Annotated in this window: 14 protein-coding genes; 9 read left to right on the top strand and 5 right to left on the bottom strand. The window is 57.2% G+C overall.

From position 1 onward, the window contains the following. Window positions 1-79: 79 nt before the first annotated feature. Entirely contained in the window at window positions 80-655 is a 576-nt protein-coding gene (locus ACN085_RS08755) for a GtrA family protein (RefSeq protein ID WP_419111281.1), read from the top strand. Here the strand turns inward: ACN085_RS08755 and ACN085_RS08760 are convergent. Further along, window positions 606-1,355: a TIGR03089 family protein gene (locus ACN085_RS08760; RefSeq protein WP_419111282.1), complete on the bottom strand. Its 750-nt coding sequence runs from the start codon at window positions 1,353-1,355 to the stop codon at window positions 606-608. The two genes, ACN085_RS08755 and ACN085_RS08760, sit on opposite strands and share 50 nt — an antisense overlap. A 314-nt stretch (window positions 1,356-1,669) precedes the next feature. On the opposite strand from ACN085_RS08760, the gene ACN085_RS08765 reads away from it, so the two are divergent. The 4 genes from ACN085_RS08765 (at window position 1,670) to ACN085_RS08780 (ending at window position 5,016) form a co-directional block, all read left to right on the top strand. Continuing rightward, complete coding sequence (locus ACN085_RS08765) at window positions 1,670-2,143, top strand: WhiB family transcriptional regulator (protein WP_419111283.1); 474 nt, start codon at window positions 1,670-1,672, stop codon at window positions 2,141-2,143. Window positions 2,144-2,161: 18 nt separating this feature from the next. Then, complete coding sequence (locus ACN085_RS08770) at window positions 2,162-2,425, top strand: DUF3499 domain-containing protein (protein WP_419099887.1); 264 nt, start codon at window positions 2,162-2,164, stop codon at window positions 2,423-2,425. Window positions 2,426-2,613: 188 nt separating this feature from the next. Then, the gene (locus ACN085_RS08775; protein ID WP_419111284.1) at window positions 2,614-3,876 is read left to right on the top strand and encodes an Ig-like domain-containing protein; all 1,263 of its coding nucleotides are present in this window, start codon (window positions 2,614-2,616) and stop codon (window positions 3,874-3,876) included. A gap of 114 nt (window positions 3,877-3,990) precedes the next feature. After that, complete coding sequence (locus ACN085_RS08780; protein ID WP_419111285.1) at window positions 3,991-5,016, top strand: TIGR01906 family membrane protein; 1,026 nt, start codon at window positions 3,991-3,993, stop codon at window positions 5,014-5,016. Window positions 5,017-5,030: 14 nt separating this feature from the next. Here ACN085_RS08780 and ACN085_RS08785 read toward each other — a convergent pair whose 3' ends face one another. Continuing rightward, the gene (locus ACN085_RS08785; protein WP_419111286.1) at window positions 5,031-6,638 is read right to left on the bottom strand and encodes a dolichyl-phosphate-mannose--protein mannosyltransferase; all 1,608 of its coding nucleotides are present in this window, start codon (window positions 6,636-6,638) and stop codon (window positions 5,031-5,033) included. A gap of 68 nt (window positions 6,639-6,706) precedes the next feature. Here ACN085_RS08785 and rsmI point away from each other — a divergent pair, with 68 nt between their 5' ends. Together rsmI and ACN085_RS08795 are read left to right on the top strand one after the other, a co-directional pair. After that, entirely contained in the window at window positions 6,707-7,591 is an 885-nt protein-coding gene (rsmI, locus tag ACN085_RS08790; protein WP_419111287.1) for a 16S rRNA (cytidine(1402)-2'-O)-methyltransferase, read from the top strand. Between the two features lie 5 nt (window positions 7,592-7,596). Next, on the top strand, window positions 7,597-8,676 hold the full coding sequence (locus ACN085_RS08795) for a TatD family hydrolase (RefSeq protein WP_419111288.1): 1,080 nt from the start codon (window positions 7,597-7,599) through the stop codon (window positions 8,674-8,676). Here the strand turns inward: ACN085_RS08795 and ACN085_RS08800 are convergent. After that, window positions 8,635-9,888 (bottom strand): glycosyltransferase 87 family protein, encoded by a 1,254-nt coding sequence (locus ACN085_RS08800; protein ID WP_419111289.1) that lies wholly within the window; start codon window positions 9,886-9,888, stop codon window positions 8,635-8,637. The two genes, ACN085_RS08795 and ACN085_RS08800, sit on opposite strands and share 42 nt — an antisense overlap. Window positions 9,889-10,053: 165 nt before the next feature. Here ACN085_RS08800 and rsmA point away from each other — a divergent pair, with 165 nt between their 5' ends. Beyond that, window positions 10,054-10,944 (top strand): 16S rRNA (adenine(1518)-N(6)/adenine(1519)-N(6))-dimethyltransferase RsmA, encoded by an 891-nt coding sequence (gene rsmA, locus ACN085_RS08805; RefSeq protein WP_419111290.1) that lies wholly within the window; start codon window positions 10,054-10,056, stop codon window positions 10,942-10,944. Then, entirely contained in the window at window positions 10,941-11,873 is a 933-nt protein-coding gene (locus tag ACN085_RS08810; RefSeq protein ID WP_419111291.1) for a 4-diphosphocytidyl-2C-methyl-D-erythritol kinase, read from the top strand. The genes rsmA and ACN085_RS08810 overlap by 4 nt, the downstream gene beginning before the upstream one ends. Before the next feature lie 22 nt (window positions 11,874-11,895). Here ACN085_RS08810 and ACN085_RS08815 read toward each other — a convergent pair whose 3' ends face one another. After that, window positions 11,896-12,543 (bottom strand): SA1002 family membrane protein, encoded by a 648-nt coding sequence (locus tag ACN085_RS08815; protein ID WP_419111292.1) that lies wholly within the window; start codon window positions 12,541-12,543, stop codon window positions 11,896-11,898. Window positions 12,544-12,688: 145 nt separating this feature from the next. After that, entirely contained in the window at window positions 12,689-14,521 is a 1,833-nt protein-coding gene (locus tag ACN085_RS08820) for an ABC-F family ATP-binding cassette domain-containing protein (RefSeq protein ID WP_419111346.1), read from the bottom strand. Window positions 14,522-14,761: the final 240 nt, after the last annotated feature.

The following is a 14,761-nucleotide window of genomic DNA, read 5'->3' on the forward strand; positions in this document are numbered from 1 at the left end:
TCTTGCTCCCCGCCGCCAGGTACGCTATTACCTACCGTTAAGAAAACAACCGGGAAGCACTGCCAAGTAAGGGAGAAAATTGAGTTCCTTGACCCAACGTGTGCAGGTACTGTGGAAAGAACACGGTACCGAGATCCTCCAATTTTTAACCGTAGGGGGCCTTGCATTCGTTCTGAATTCCGCGGTTACTTGGTTCTTGATGCATTCAATCCTTGCAGACGGACATGCCAAGGCCAAAGTAGTCGCTGGTGTAGTAGCTACGGTCTTCTCCTGGATCGTCAACCGTATGTGGACCTTTAGGCAGAAGCGAACCGGCAACAAAACCCGTGAGGCTATCGAATTTGGCATCGTCAACGCTATTGGGATTGGTGTTGAAACCTCTTGTGTGCTCTTCAGCCTCTACGTGCTTCACCTAACAAGCCCGATGGCATCCTTTATCTCAGGTACCATCATCGGTACAATCCTGGGTACTATCGTTCGCTACTTCCTCTACAAGTTCTGGGTTTTCTCCCAGAGCAAGAGCCACACCCAAGACAAGACGGCTGAAGAGGAACGCGCGGAGCTCATTGAAGAGGCAACCAAGATAATAACTGGTTCTCTGCCTGTTATTGAGCCGGATAAAGCTGGGCCCGTTCGTCGCCCAAAACTCGACTGATTCGTTCTTGGTCCCACTCGATGTGGGGGTCCAGAATAAGCACTGCGTACCCTGCGCTCAGCGCTACAAGTGCCTGAGTAAGAGAGCCCGTAGTCAAATCCCGGCTCTGTAGGCAGAGAGCAGCAGTCTCCTGCCCCAGCTGGCTGTCGAGGTTCAGCACTCGCTCTTCAAGTGCCAGCATAAGCTCCCTGTAACTGGTGCCCTCCCAGGCTTTCTCCTGCGGGTCGGGCTCAGGGAAGCCCATGTAGACATCGGGGTGCAAGCGTACCTCGGCTGCGTAGTCAAGAGCCCCTACCGGTAGCTCCCCGTTAAAGCGCGGTGCCAAGGGCTCACTGGCAAGAACCAGCCTATGCTCCGCATCTGCTTTGGCCCGCTCCGCCGGATCAAAAGTCGCAAAAACCTGTGCTGACCGCTCCCCATCAAAGGTAATTTCTGCCCCCACGCGAAGAGCCGCAAGAGCCAGAATCAGGGACCGCCAGTGCAAGCGCTTAGGCAGGGCAAGAAGCTGAGTGGCCTCCAGGTCGCACTCGTCTACCAGTAAGTTAGCGGTTTTAGCCACCCAATTGTTAAGAACCCTGCCTGAAAGCTCAATACGTTCACCCGGTACTGAATACCAGAGCAGAGCTGGAGTCTGCCGTTGCGACAGGGTATCTATGAAACGGGGGAAAGTGGGCCTAGCGCCCATATCTGCTGAGGTCATGCCCCTAACTTTATGCCACTTTGCGCCGATTCTTCTAGGCGACCGCATCTTGCATATACCACAGAGAAACGCAAATTATTGAACAAAAATCTCGTGTAACGTGAGAAATTTTTATCTCAGCTTGACGAATAGGGCATGACACGCGTGTAATTAGGTGCAGGGAATTTTTTATGCACCGTTATAGACCGCCTGTGCGCCAGCAGGCCATAGACGGTTTATCGTACTCAGATTGTGTGCATATCAACCGGTAATCCAGGTTCACAAGACCGGTTACCTTACATTCAGTCCTCTACCGGGATATGAAAGGGAAGACCATGGGCCTACATAGCCGCCTCACATACGGTGTCGCCGGGCAAAAGCCTGATCTGGCCCATCACCACAACATGCACTCCACCCAATACCTTGAAGACCAGGCCACCGCACTGATTAACAGCTCAGTCCCTACCGGGCGAGGTGAGTCAGGTAGGCCCTCTGCCGCGCATTCAGCCGATATTTTCTCCAGCGATGCCGATGCCCTATCGCTCTGGCAACAGGCCGCGGGCATCTACAGCACTGATGGCGATGAAGGGGAGCTGTCCTGGCAGGCAGATGCCCTGTGCGCCCAAACCGACCCCGAAGCCTTCTTCCCCGAAAAGGGCGGGTCGACCCGCGATGCTAAGCGGGTGTGTAGTGAGTGCCCCGTGCGTGAGGCATGCCTTGAATACGCCATGGACAACGATGAACGTTTCGGAATCTGGGGTGGCCTATCCGAGCGTGAACGTCGCCGTCTCCGCAAGCAAGCTATCTAAGAAAGAAAGGCTTGATTCATGGCATCAACTCGCCAGTGCTCACGCCAGACCTGCCAACGTGAGGCTATTTTCACCCTGACTTATGCCTACGCCCAATCCACCGCTGTGATTGGGCCGCTGTCGGTGCACCGTGAGCCCCACGCCTACGACCTGTGTGAGTTCCACGCTGACCGTCTGACCGCGCCCCAGGGCTGGAGCGTCGTCCGCCTAGATGAAAGTGAAGCCTGGCAGGAAGCTAGTGAACCCCTTGGGCAGTCCTTTCCTCCTCTGCGCAGTATCTAAGCGGCAGGTACTTTAAATCTTGCGCCCCGACTTTTATCTTTTGGGGCCTGGGTAGGCTTTTACCTTTTGGTGCTCCCAGCAGATTGCCAGCATTAGGGGTGGCCTGATAGAGACCTAGAAGCCTTTGATTTCAGATATGCTTTCAGGTGCACAACCTGAACAATCGCACACATATTCACCTAAGGAAGATGACCTACGTGGTAAATCCACCCTCCTCAGCTCTATCAGATGTCTTTACCCGTCGATCCTTTGTGGCCGTTGGCGCCCTGGGTACTCTAGCTCTGGCAGCTTGCTCATCACAGACTAAGCCGGTAGCAGAGGGCTCCGCATCTCCTGGAACAGCCAGCTCACCGGCTAGCACTAGCGCCGCGCCCAAGGAATTTACCGGCACCGTTGAGGTTTACCCCGCACTTGATGAGATAGAAATCAACCCCATAGAGAAGGTCAAGGTTACTTCTGCTGACTCCACCCTGACCGAGGTCACCGTCACCACCGCCGAAGGCCAAAAACTAGCTGGTGCGCTCTCTGAGGACGGTAGCAGCTGGACCTCCACCGAGAATATGCTCTTCCACAGCGCCTACACCGTCAGCTGGACTGCCCAAGACGCTCAGGGAGCAAGAGGCCAAGGCGAAAGTACTTTCTCCACCGTGTCACCGGCCTACGAAGCCGATGCTCACATGAACATTGCTGACGGTGCCAGCTACGGCATCGGCCAGATTATCCAGTTCAACTTCTCAGAACCTGTCATCAATAAGGCAGAGGTAGAGAAGCGGATTACCGTTACCGGCGGCGGTGACCGAGCCGGTAAGTTCCGCTGGTACAGCGACTACATGGTGCGCTACCGCCCCGCAGATAAATGGGCCACCAACTCCACAGTGACCGTCACTATCGATATCTTCGGCCTTGACCTGGGCAACGGCATGATCGGTAACCACACCACCACCCGCAGCTTCAAGACCTGGAACAAGCGCTACGCTCTGGCCGATAACAACACCAAAACCATCAAAATGTACGTTGACGATGTGCTGGTGCGCGAAGCTTACATCACCCTGGGCAACCCGGAGTGGCCCTCTGTTGTTGGCCAGCTCCCCATCATGGAGAAGGCTGAGAGCTACTACTTCAACCCCGGTTCCCTAGAACTCAAGAAGGGCGATGCCCACTACTATGAGCCTTTCTGGGCCTCCTGGACTTCCCGCCTGACCTCCGGTGGCGTGTTCGTTCATCAGGCTTTGCCCGGGGCCTGGTCATCGGTAGGTGCCTATAACGTCTCTCACGGTTGTATTGGGATGCTCCCCGAAGATGTCAAGTTCTTCTACGACACCTTCGGTGTCGGTGACATTGTAGAGACTATCAATACCGGCTACCTCCAGGCTGACCCCGATGACGGCTACGGCGACTGGAACATTCCTTTCGAAAATTACGATGACGAAGCATGGGTGGGTAACTGGTAAAAACCGGTTCTCTGCTCGCTCCTGAAAAACTCCCGCCTGTTTCAATCAGGCGGGAGTTTTTGTTCCCACAGCGTAAGATACTAGAGCAGAGATACTAACCCCGTGTGAGGAACCATGGCAATAGAACCTAACCACAACACCCCTGAAGGCGCAGAGACAACCCGCGAATGGGAAAAATTACTCCCCGCCGTTAAAAAGAGCGCCGGTACACCAGCTACTGTTACCCGGTCTTCGGCCCCCTCAGCGGCAGGGAAGGAAGCCGAGCAGGTCACTGACCCAGCGCCGTGGACTGCGCCTCTGGAACCGGTTGTTACAGAGCCCGCTGCTGTATCTGCTGCTCCGGTTGCCCGTGCTTCTCAGGCTAGGGACGCTGCAGAGCCGGTGGTAGGCCCCGAATCTCCCCAGCTCCGGGCCCGGAAAACTCAGAAGAAAGCTACAGAAAAACCGCGTTTTCTGGTGCTCCGCCGACTGATCATCACCCTGTCCGTCCCTCTTATTACCCTGATGCTGGCTGTACGCTTTGTAGCCAGCTCTGCCTTCCTGTGGGCTGAATACCACCGCCCCGGGTTCCCCGCTGACACCTACGGCTTTGACACTGCTGAGCGCATGCGCCTGGGCTCTTACGGGCTGGACTATATCCTCAACCTGGCACCGGAATCCTACCTGGCCGATATCCAGACCGGGGGAGTTGCCGCCTTCCTGCCGACCGAGGTTGAGCACATGACTGACGTCAAACGGGTCATTCTCTGCTCCCTGACCTTGGCCGCTCTCATGCTGGTGGCCGCCCTACTTTCAGCCCGCACTCTGCCCACCAAAGCACCCGGTCTGGTGCGCTCGAGCCTCTTTACCGGCAGCTTGCTGACCCTGCTACTCGCTACCGCTCTGGGCGTCTCTGGAATCCTGGGCTGGGAATCCTTCTTCACTACTTTCCACCAGGTCTTCTTCCCCCAGGGAAACTGGCAGTTCCGTATGTCTGACACCCTGATTCGTCTCTACCCGCCTCAGTTCTGGCTAGATGCCGCTCTGACCGCCGGCATTATTGTTCTGCTGGTAACGCTTGTGCTTCTGGTCAGTACCTGGCCCACCGCCCGCCGCAGGCAAGAGGCTCTCAAACGTCGTGCTGCCAACCAGAAAGCCTAGAGACCAGGCCCCTCCTAAATCCAACCGTCAAACCACATGCGCTCGCGCCACTCGGTATAGGGCACGGTCTGCGCCGTCCAAATAGGCCAGTAGTAGGTAGAGACCAGGAGAACAAAGACCACGAAGACCCCAACCAAAGCCAAGCCCAGCTTGCGTCGGCGGACGGTATCGCCAGAACGTCCTAAGGCCAGACCCAGAACACCTGCCAGCATAAGAATAAGGTAGGGCTCAAAAGAGAGCGCATAGAAGTAGAACATGGTGCGCGTAGGGTAGGCAAACCAGGGGAAGTAGCCCACCGCAAAAACCGCAAAGAGAGCACCGAACCGCCAGTCGCGGCGAATCAGAAAAATAACCAGGGAGAACACGCCAACCACAAGGAAGCTCCACCAGATAGCCGGGTTGCCAATGTTCAAGATAGCCTGCGAGCAGGAATCTACAGTACAACCGTCAGTACCCATCTTGGGGGACTCGTAGTAGTAGCTGGTAGGCCGCCCCAGAATGAGCCACTGCCAGGCCGGTGAAGCATAGGTATGCGGGGAATCCAGCCCCGAGTGGAAGGCATAGGCTGAGCGGTGGTATTCCCACAGCGAGCGCAGGGACTCCGGTAGCCACAGAACACCCTCACCAGGGTGCTCCTGCGCCCAGTGACGGTCGTAGGCATCCTGTGAGGCAAACCAGCCGCTCCAGGTAGCCAGGTAGGTGACCAGACCTACCCCAATAAGCGAGAAGAAGGCCCGAATACCGTCGCGCAGGAAACCGGCCAGGTACCAGCGCCTGATACCGGCCATACGGCGGGCGTTGGCATCCCAGAAGACGGTCATCAGACCGAAGATAGCGATAAAAAAGAGGGCGTTCCACTTAACACCGACTGCTAGGCCCGCGCAGATACCGGCAATTAATCTCCAGGAGCGCAAGCCCAGTGTGGGGCCGTAGACCATGAGGCTATCCGGCGGGGTGCCCCCGTTAGCGGTGGCGGCTTCTGCCAGCCGTGAGGCTAGCCTGCGCCTGCCCTGGTAGCGGTCCAGAAGCAGGGCAACAAAGGTGGCTAGGAGCCAGAACATCAAGAAAATATCGAGCAGAGCAAACCGAGACTGCACCAGGTGAAGTCCGTCCACCGAAATCAGTAAACCGGCCAGCGAAGCCACCGTTACCGAACGGAAGAGCAGCCAACCCGCCAGCATGACCAACCCCACCGACAGGGTACCGGTAAGAGCCGCAGCAAAACGCCAACCCAGGGGATTATCGTCCCCAAAGACCGCCATGCCCAGTGCAATCATCCACTTGCCAACCGGCGGGTGAACCACATACTCCGGGGTCTCCAAAATACCGCTGGGGGCACCGGCTACAAAGCTGTCGTTAGCACCCTCAACCCAGTTGCGCTCATACCCAAAATGCAAGAGGGAATAGCCGTCTTTAGCGTAGTAGGTTTCATCGAACACAATAGCGTTCGGGTTTGAAAGGTTTACAAAACGCATCAGCCCCGCCAGGATCAGTACCAGCAGGGGAGCTAGCCACCCTCGGCGCGGGAAAGTAAGGGCTGTAACAGCCAGGCGGGCCCGCAAAGCGGACTCGCTAAAGGCTTCGGGCAGGGAAAGGACGGCGTTGGTTGGGTTTGCTTTCACCTAAGCAATGGTAATTGATTGGCCCGCCACATGGTTCGAGCCAACCTGAGATAGTAGGGTTAAAAGCTATGGAATCTTCCCCACAGCCTAAAGCCCAGACCGAGACAAGCAGCGGTGCCCTCATACTGGGCGCTACCCCTATCGGCAATCTGGGCGATGCTAGCCACCGCCTGCGCCAAGCCCTGGCAACCGCAGATATCCTTGCCGTTGAAGACAGCCGCACCCTGCGTAAACTGGCCTCCGGGCTGGGCGTTACCACCCGGGGGCGTGTGCTGGTCAACCACGACCACAACGAAACCGAACGGGCTAGACAGATTGTGCAGGCGGTGGCCGATGGGCAGACAGTCCTCCTCATGTCCGATGCCGGTATGCCTGCAGTTTCTGACCCCGGCTATGTAGCCGCTGCCGCTGTAGCCCAAGCAGGCCTGACCGTCACCGCTCTCCCCGGGCCCTCAGCTATGGTGACTGCCCTGGCCCTATCTGGCCTGCCGTCTGGGCGCTTTACCTTTGAGGGCTTCCTGGCGCGTAAAGGTTCTGACCGCTCCCGCAGACTGGCCTCTTTGGTAGCAGAAGAGCGCACCATGGTCTTCTACGAGTCACCCCACAGGCTGGCTGCGACCCTCAAAGACTTTGCTAAGAACTTTGGGGAGCAACGCCGGGCGGCGGTCTGCCGGGAACTGACCAAACTTCACGAAGAGATAGCCCGAGGAACCCTGGCAGAGCTGATTGAGTGGAGCGAATCCAAGCAGATGCGCGGTGAAATCGTGATTGTGCTTGAAGGCGCGGGCGCTCCTGAGGCTGCGCAGGCTGAAGACCTGACCGACCTTGTCCTTGAAATGACCGAGGGTGGTATCCGCCTGAAAGCGGCCTGCGCCCAGGTGGCCGAAGCACACGGGGTCTCCAAACGCGACCTCTACCAGGCAGTTCTCGATCTTAAAAACCAGGAAAGCTAAAAACCATGTGCACCAGTGACCATAGCCTGAGCCCCGAAGAACTCACCCAGTTAGCTGAGCGCTTTGCTACCCTCTTGCCCGACAGGCAGGAGCAGGGAGCTAGTATCTTTGAGAACCCGCCCAGAATCGATGAGGGCGAAATACCCCCAGCCTACCGGGCAGAACACTACCGGGTGGAGGGCGAAGCCAGCGGCGAGGGCACCCGCCGCCGCGGTACCACCGGGGAAGACGGCCGCCGTCGTAACCTAACCTTTCCGCCCGCCCCCGCGCCCCTACCCTACGCAATCGTGGATAATCACACTCACATGGACCTGCTCGATGGAGAGGTAGCCATCACCGCCCGTGATGCTCTGGACACCGGTGAGGCCCTGGGCATTGGTGCTATCGTGCAGGTGGGTTGCGATGTTTCCAGCTCTCTCTATGCCGTGAGCATGGCCCAGGCTGACCCCCGCGTTCTAGCCGCTGTAGCCCTGCACCCCAACGAAGCACCCAAACTGGCCGAGGCCGGGCAGCTCGAAGCCGCCCTGGCCGTCATCAACACCCTGGCCGCTGACCCCCGCGTCCGTGCCCTGGGCGAAACCGGGTTGGACTACTTCCGCACCGGTAAAGATGGCCGTCAGGCCCAGGAGGACTCCTTCCGTGCCCATATCCGTATGGCTAAAAAACACGGTAAAGCACTCCAGATTCATGACCGCGATGCCCACGACGATGTTGTGCGGGTTCTGCTGGATGAGGGCGCACCCGAGACGGTGATTTTCCACTGCTACTCCGGTGGGCCAGAACTGGCGCGAATCTGCAATGAGCGGGGCTGGTATATGAGCTTTGCTGGGACCGTGACCTTTAAGAACTCACGGGATATCCAGGAGTCGCTGAGCATGGCTCGCCGTGAGCTGATTCTGGCAGAAACCGATGCGCCTTTCCTGACCCCGCACCCCTTCCGGGGCCGCCCCAATGCCAGCTACATGACCAACTACACGGTGCGGTATATGGCCGCGCACCTAGACCGCGATCTCGAAGAGTTGTGCCGCGATATTCGGGCTAACTCACTGGCCGCTTACGGTAGCTGGGGTATCGAGGGCTTCTAGGGTTCTGCGCCCTTCAAGGACTGGGACTAGCAGATACAGCAAAGCCCAGAAAACTGGTAGAGAGTGAATGAGAGCCAATGAATTAGGCCATTCATTCCCTCCCCAGTTATAGCCCCCAAACCATACGGCGAAAGGCATGGAGAAAAGTAAGGTGCCGGTGGCCGCCAGGTAGAGGTAGCTACTCTGCCTGCGGGCCAGCCCGTAGAGGGTAGCAAAGATGATGAAGGTAACGAACCAGACCCAGTGGTGGGTCCAGGAGATGGGGGAGAGTAGTAGCCCCAGCGCCGCAACCGCGCTGGCGGCCCCCAGGTACTGGCCCCGCCGGGCTAGGGAACGTGCTGCGAGGTAGGAAAGTACCAGAGCGGATACAGCAGAGATGACAAAGAGAACTGCTGCAATACCTGTGGGGAAGAGCATGGCCCAGGTGCCCAGTAGGTTGTAGTTGAGCGCTCCGGTGATGCTCCCTACCCGCCCGGATTCGAAGATCTTTTCAGTAAAGTATTCGCGGGCGATCTCAAAATCAACCGCGAAGCTGAGCACGATGCTGGCCAGGCCAGTGCCTACAAAGCGGGCGAGTGATTTCCAGTCGCGGGTTGCCAGAAAGAGCAGACCAAAGACAGCCGGGGTGAGCTTGATGCAGGCGGTGATGGCAATCAGGATTCCGTGCCAGCGGGTGTTCTTCAGGTAGATAACGTCGGTCAGAATGAGTAGGACCAAGAAGAGGTTAATCTGCCCCAACTCCATGTTAAAGCTGATGGGGAAGAACTTGAGCAGCAGGGGAGTGAGCCACAAACCTGCCGCCAGAGCTGGGCGCTTGCTGACTCCCATACCCCGGCAACTCAGGTAGACCAGGGTAACCAGAGCCGCCACGTTGCAGATGAGGAAGATCGGCCCGGCTGTTTGGGCATTGGTCAGCAGAACAAAGGGCGTAAAGACCAGGGCGGCAAAGGGCGGGTAGGTGAAGCCGTAGACCTCCTCGGGCGGTAAGGCCCAGTCATAGAGCCTGCCGGTTTCCAGCCAGTGAGCTACCCCGCCGTAGTAGACCTGAAGGTCAAAGAAGTGCCGGGCCTGCATTTTCTCGTCCCAGAGGAATGGATAGATACTGAGCACTGTGAGAGCCAGGGCTGTGGCTAAGGCCCATCTGCTGGTGAGCGCCCGCGCAAGGCTTACGCCGATGCTCGGTAGGGTTGGCTCAGCGGGACGATTGGGCATAGCGACCTCTGGGTGTGGGAAAGCAAGTACGGTCAATGATTTTACCGGCTTACCGGGCTAAAGGCTCCGAGCCAGTGAGCGGTGTGGCTTACCCGGGGTAAGTGGTTTCCCCGCGGAGTCTACCTGTGGGGTCTCTCTAAGTTGCGATACCGCTAGACTGGAGGGGTGACTGAACAGCAACTACTTGGCCCCCACCAAATCCGCGACCTGGCCGACCGCTTAGGCATCCGTCCCACCAAGACCCTGGGGCAGAACTTTGTGATTGACCCCAACACCATTCGTCGTATTATTGCGGCGGCCAATATCGGCCCCGACGAGACGGTGGTGGAGATTGGCCCCGGCCTGGGTTCCTTAACCCTGGGCATACTGGATGCCGCCAAGGATATGGTCGCTGTAGAGATAGACCCGCCCCTGGCCCAAGAGCTCCCAACAACTATTGCCGCTATGCGCCCCGGCTCCGAGAGCCGGATCGATGTAGTACTTTCCGATGCTATGAGAGTGACCGAGCTACCCCGCAGGCCCAGCGCCTTGGTGGCTAACCTGCCCTACAACGTCGCTGTGCCTGTTCTGCTTCACATGTTTGCGACTTTCCCCTCTATTGAACATGCCTTGGTCATGGTTCAGGATGAGGTAGCTGACCGCCTATCGGCTCAGCCCGGCTCTAAAATTTACGGTGTACCGAGTGTGAAAGCCAACTGGTTTGCTGAGGTCTCTAAGGCCGGTGTTATTGGTACCAATGTTTTCTGGCCTGCCCCCAAGATCAAGTCCGGGTTGGTATCCTTCAAACGCCGCAAAGAGTTACTGTCTGACCTGCCGCGTGAGGAAGTTTTCGCTATTGTCGATGCCGCTTTTGCTCAGCGTCGTAAGACCCTGCGGGCGGCGCTTGCGAGCTGGGCGGGTTCTGCTGCTCGTGCCGGTGCTGTGCTTGAGGCCGCAGGGATTGACCCGCAAGAGCGCGGTGAAAAGCTGGATATCCACGACTACATCAAGATTGCCCAAGCGGCGCGGCAGGTACCCGCAGAGGGTTTCTCGGTCTCTACCGGTGGTGAGCAATGACCGTGCTGAGCTGTTCTGCAACTGCCCCCGGCAAGGTTAATCTGTATTTTGCAGTAGGACCTCTGCGGGCTGATGGCTACCACGAGGTAGCCTCTCTATACGCAGCGGTAGATGTTCTAGAGCGGGTAACCGTTCGTTCCGCTAAGGCCCCGGGTATTGCCCAGTCTTTGAGCGTTACTCCCGGCTCACCCGTGGCAGAGCAGGTGGCTGCTGGTACTTTTGACCCGGCCCTGGTCCCGCTGGATGCCAGTAACCTAGCCTACCGGGGCGCTTTGGCCGTGCTCCAAGAGCAGGGACTCAGGCTGCAAGATATCTCGGTGGAAGTCCACATTGAGAAGGCGGTGCCGGTGGCCGGTGGCATGGGAGGCGGCTCAGCTGATGCGGCGGCCGCCATGAAAGCTATGAACGCCTATCTGGTGCAGGCAGGCCTGGTGCAGGATTCTGTTCCCCGGGAGCGTTTGCTGGAGCTAGCGGCCTCTCTGGGGGCGGATGTGCCCTTTGCCCTGCTTGGCGGTTTAGCCGTGGGTTTGGGCTTGGGGGAGAAGCTCACCCCTCTTGAAGTGCCGGAAGCTACAGAGCAGCTTTGCTTTGGCTTCTGCCCTGCTTCGGCGGGCTTATCGACACCTGCGGTTTTCCGTGAACTGGACGCGGGCAGGGAAGCCGGGCGCTACCCGGCACCGGACCCTGTTCTGGAGGTACCTGCTACCCTGATTGAGGCCTTGACCTCACAAGCTCCCTTGGCTGAGCGTCTTCCCATCATTTCGAGCTTGCTCCGCAATGACCTTGCCGCACCCGCTAGCAGTCTTTTGCCCGAACTCCAATCGACCCTGGAAGGGCTAGCCCACCAACCGGGTGTAGCTGCCAGCTTTGTGTCCGGCTCCGGGCCAACCGTTGTAAGCATCCGTGGAAGAACGAGAGCCGCAGGCTAAGAAGCGCTTGAAGTCTTAGATCCTATAAATCTGCTTCATGCTTACGTTGTAGGCGTATCTTTGAGATCACAAGGGTGATCCAAGAAGCGATAAGGAGCGGCTGGAGCACTAGGTTAATGTTTTGCGGTGTGAGGGCAATATTAAAGAAAGCTGCTGTGTTTTCTGGGGTGTCTACAAAAGAGAATGCGTTTTTAAGTCCGTCAAAAATAAACTGATAGACAGCAAGATAAATGGTTAGCCACTGGATGAAGTATTCAGATATTTCAATCTCTTTCATGTCAGGGCTATGCCGAGGAAATCTTTCAAAAAATTTTGCCCTAACCCAAAAGTGGACAATAGCTGTTATAAGAATAAGTATTGCGATCCCTAGCAAAAAGTTTCCGCCATCAAACTTATAGCTACTGAAACACACGTTCAGCATGTCGTCTTCAAGCGGTACTGGGGCAGCCGGGTCCTGTGTACACCAGGTGTAGAGCGCAAGACCAGCCAAAAGAATTATAATCTGCCCGCTGAGAATCAAAGCTGAGGTCACTAAAATAATCAGCATATGGGCCAGAACCGTGATAAATGAATAATCATCATTGGAATCCCGAAATTTTTTGGGATTCGAGAGTCTGCCCACCAGGTAGAGCAAGGATAGTAATACTATTAACTGAATTACGAACGTCATGAAGTCATCAACCTAAACCAAAATTACTAGTAGCGGAAACCAGGGGGATAAAACCTCAAGAGGTTAAGGGACGCAGTTTTCAAGAAATGCCCTGGCGGAAAGTCCATCAACCTTTAGGGGCCCTCCAATTGTTTCCTGGCCAGTACTAATTCCCCTCAACCCTATCCGCAAGTTCTAGCCAGCGTATTTCTAGTTCTTCGACCTCGTTCTGGATTGCCTCTTGCTGGGCGCCCAGCTCCGCCAGACCGGTGTAGTCAGACTGGTCGTGAACCGTCATTTTCTCAGCCAGCTTCTGCCTCTGTTCGGCCAGTTTGGTGAGCTTACGGTCAATCTGGTTGATTTCCTTCTGGGCGGCCCTCAGCTCTGCGCCGCCCACCTTAGTAGCGCTGCTTTCTGCAGACCCCTGCTTGCCCAGGGGTGACGAATCAAGGGCAGTCTGGGCAGGGTGAGCCGCCGCCTGTGCCGACATGAGCAGATACTGGTCAATCCCACCGGGCAGGTGTGTGAACCTGCCGTCAAAGAGGGCATACTGCTGGTCGGTGACTCGCTCCATTAGGTAGCGGTCGTGCGAGACTACCAGCAAGGTGCCGGGCCAGGTATCAAGAAGATCCTCCATAGCTGCCAGCATGTCCGTGTCCAGGTCGTTGGAGGGCTCATCAAGAATGAGTACGTTGGGCTCATCCAACAAAATGAGCAATAGCTGCAGGCGGCGCTTCTGCCCACCCGAAAGATCCTTCACCGGGGTTGAAAGCTGAGCAGAGGTAAAGCCGAGCCGTTCAAGAAGCTGGCCGGGAGTCATCTCCTTACCACCGGTCACATAGGTGCTGCGCTTGCGCCCAATGACATCGGAAACCCGCTCGTGAGCCACTTCTGCGAGCTCATCGAGTTGCTGGGTCAGGGTAGCAACCTTGACCGTCTTACCGTGCTTGACCCGGCCACGGGTCGGTTGCACCGCACGGGTGATCAGGCCCAGCAGAGTCGACTTACCGGCCCCATTAACACCCATAATGCCGGTACGCTCTCCAGGAGCAATCCTCCAGGTGACCTTTTTGAGGACATCCTTGGTGCGGGTTGGGTCTTGGGCATCGGGGTAGCTGACATCCACATCCTCGATATCGACCACGTCCTTGCCCAGGCGTGCTACCGCCATCTGGGAGAGCTCCACAGTGTTGCGTACCGGGGGGACATCAGCAATGAGAGCATTGGCCGCATCGATACGGAACTTGGGCTTGGAGGTGCGGGCCGGGGCGCCGCGACGCAACCAGGCCAGCTCCTTGCGCATCAGGTTCTGGCGTTTAGCTTCGGCAGTTGCGGCCTGACGGTCGCGTTCAACGCGCTGGAGGATGTAAGCGGCGTAGCCACCTTCGAAAGGTTCTACCAGTCCGTCGTGGACTTCCCAGGTGCCGGTGCAGATTTCATCCAGGAACCAGCGGTCGTGGGTGACTGTCAGCAGCCCCCCGGCATTCTTGGGCCAGCGGTTTTTGAGGTGCTGGGCTAGCCAGGTAATGGCTTCAACATCGAGGTGGTTGGTGGGCTCATCGAGCATGAGCACATCCCAGTCACCGGCTAGCAGCGCTGCAAGGGCTACACGTCGGCGTTGACCGCCTGAGAGTGACTCAACTGGCGCATTCCAGTTCAGATCAGAGACCAGGCCGGCGATGACGTCGCGTACCTTGGGGTCCGATGCCCACTCGTATTCGGGGGTATCGCCCACAATTGCCTGGCCCACTGTCAGGGTGTTGTCCAGGACATCAGCCTGGTCAAGGTAGCCAATTCGCGTGCCTGAGCGCACTGTGACCTTGCCGGAATCTGGGGCCAAGCGCCCGCCCAGAAGGGAAAGCAGAGTGGATTTACCGTCACCGTTGCGACCCACGATGCCGATGCGGTCACCCTCGTTGAGGCCTACGGTGATGCCCTCAAAGATAGTGCGGGTAGGAAATTCGATATGCAGCTCTTCGCCGCCCAGTAAATGTGCCACCACACTAGGCTACAGCCTTAGGGAACATGAGGAGGTAAAAATAAGGAAAACAGCATGCGGGTATTGGGCTAGATCCCCAGAGTGTTAGCCCACCACCAAGCTGTGATTTGCAGGTAGAATCTCTATGGGCGGCAGGTGTCTGGCCTAAACAAGAGAGATTGAGCGGAGTGCAATGATAAGTTTTGGGGTTTCCTCGCTACTGAGAAAAGTGGGGGATCGAACAGATCCTGAACCGGATCA

It is taken from the genome of Rothia sp. P4278, from assembly GCF_048512945.1.
In the GTDB taxonomy this organism is placed as follows: domain Bacteria; phylum Actinomycetota; class Actinomycetes; order Actinomycetales; family Micrococcaceae; genus Rothia.

Coding starts and splice junctions, on each gene's coding strand:
- ACN085_RS08795 (WP_419111288.1), top strand. CDS start 7,597: ATGTGCACCAGTGACCATAGCCTGAGCCCCGAAGAACTCACCCAGTTA.
- ACN085_RS08810 (WP_419111291.1), top strand. CDS start 10,941: ATGACCGTGCTGAGCTGTTCTGCAACTGCCCCCGGCAAGGTTAATCTG.
- ACN085_RS08760 (WP_419111282.1), bottom strand. CDS start 1,355: ATGACCTCAGCAGATATGGGCGCTAGGCCCACTTTCCCCCGTTTCATA.
- rsmI (WP_419111287.1), top strand. CDS start 6,707: ATGGAATCTTCCCCACAGCCTAAAGCCCAGACCGAGACAAGCAGCGGT.
- ACN085_RS08775 (WP_419111284.1), top strand. CDS start 2,614: ATGACCTACGTGGTAAATCCACCCTCCTCAGCTCTATCAGATGTCTTT.
- ACN085_RS08800 (WP_419111289.1), bottom strand. CDS start 9,888: ATGCCCAATCGTCCCGCTGAGCCAACCCTACCGAGCATCGGCGTAAGC.
- ACN085_RS08770 (WP_419099887.1), top strand. CDS start 2,162: ATGGCATCAACTCGCCAGTGCTCACGCCAGACCTGCCAACGTGAGGCT.
- ACN085_RS08765 (WP_419111283.1), top strand. CDS start 1,670: ATGGGCCTACATAGCCGCCTCACATACGGTGTCGCCGGGCAAAAGCCT.
- ACN085_RS08815 (WP_419111292.1), bottom strand. CDS start 12,543: ATGACGTTCGTAATTCAGTTAATAGTATTACTATCCTTGCTCTACCTG.
- ACN085_RS08780 (WP_419111285.1), top strand. CDS start 3,991: ATGGCAATAGAACCTAACCACAACACCCCTGAAGGCGCAGAGACAACC.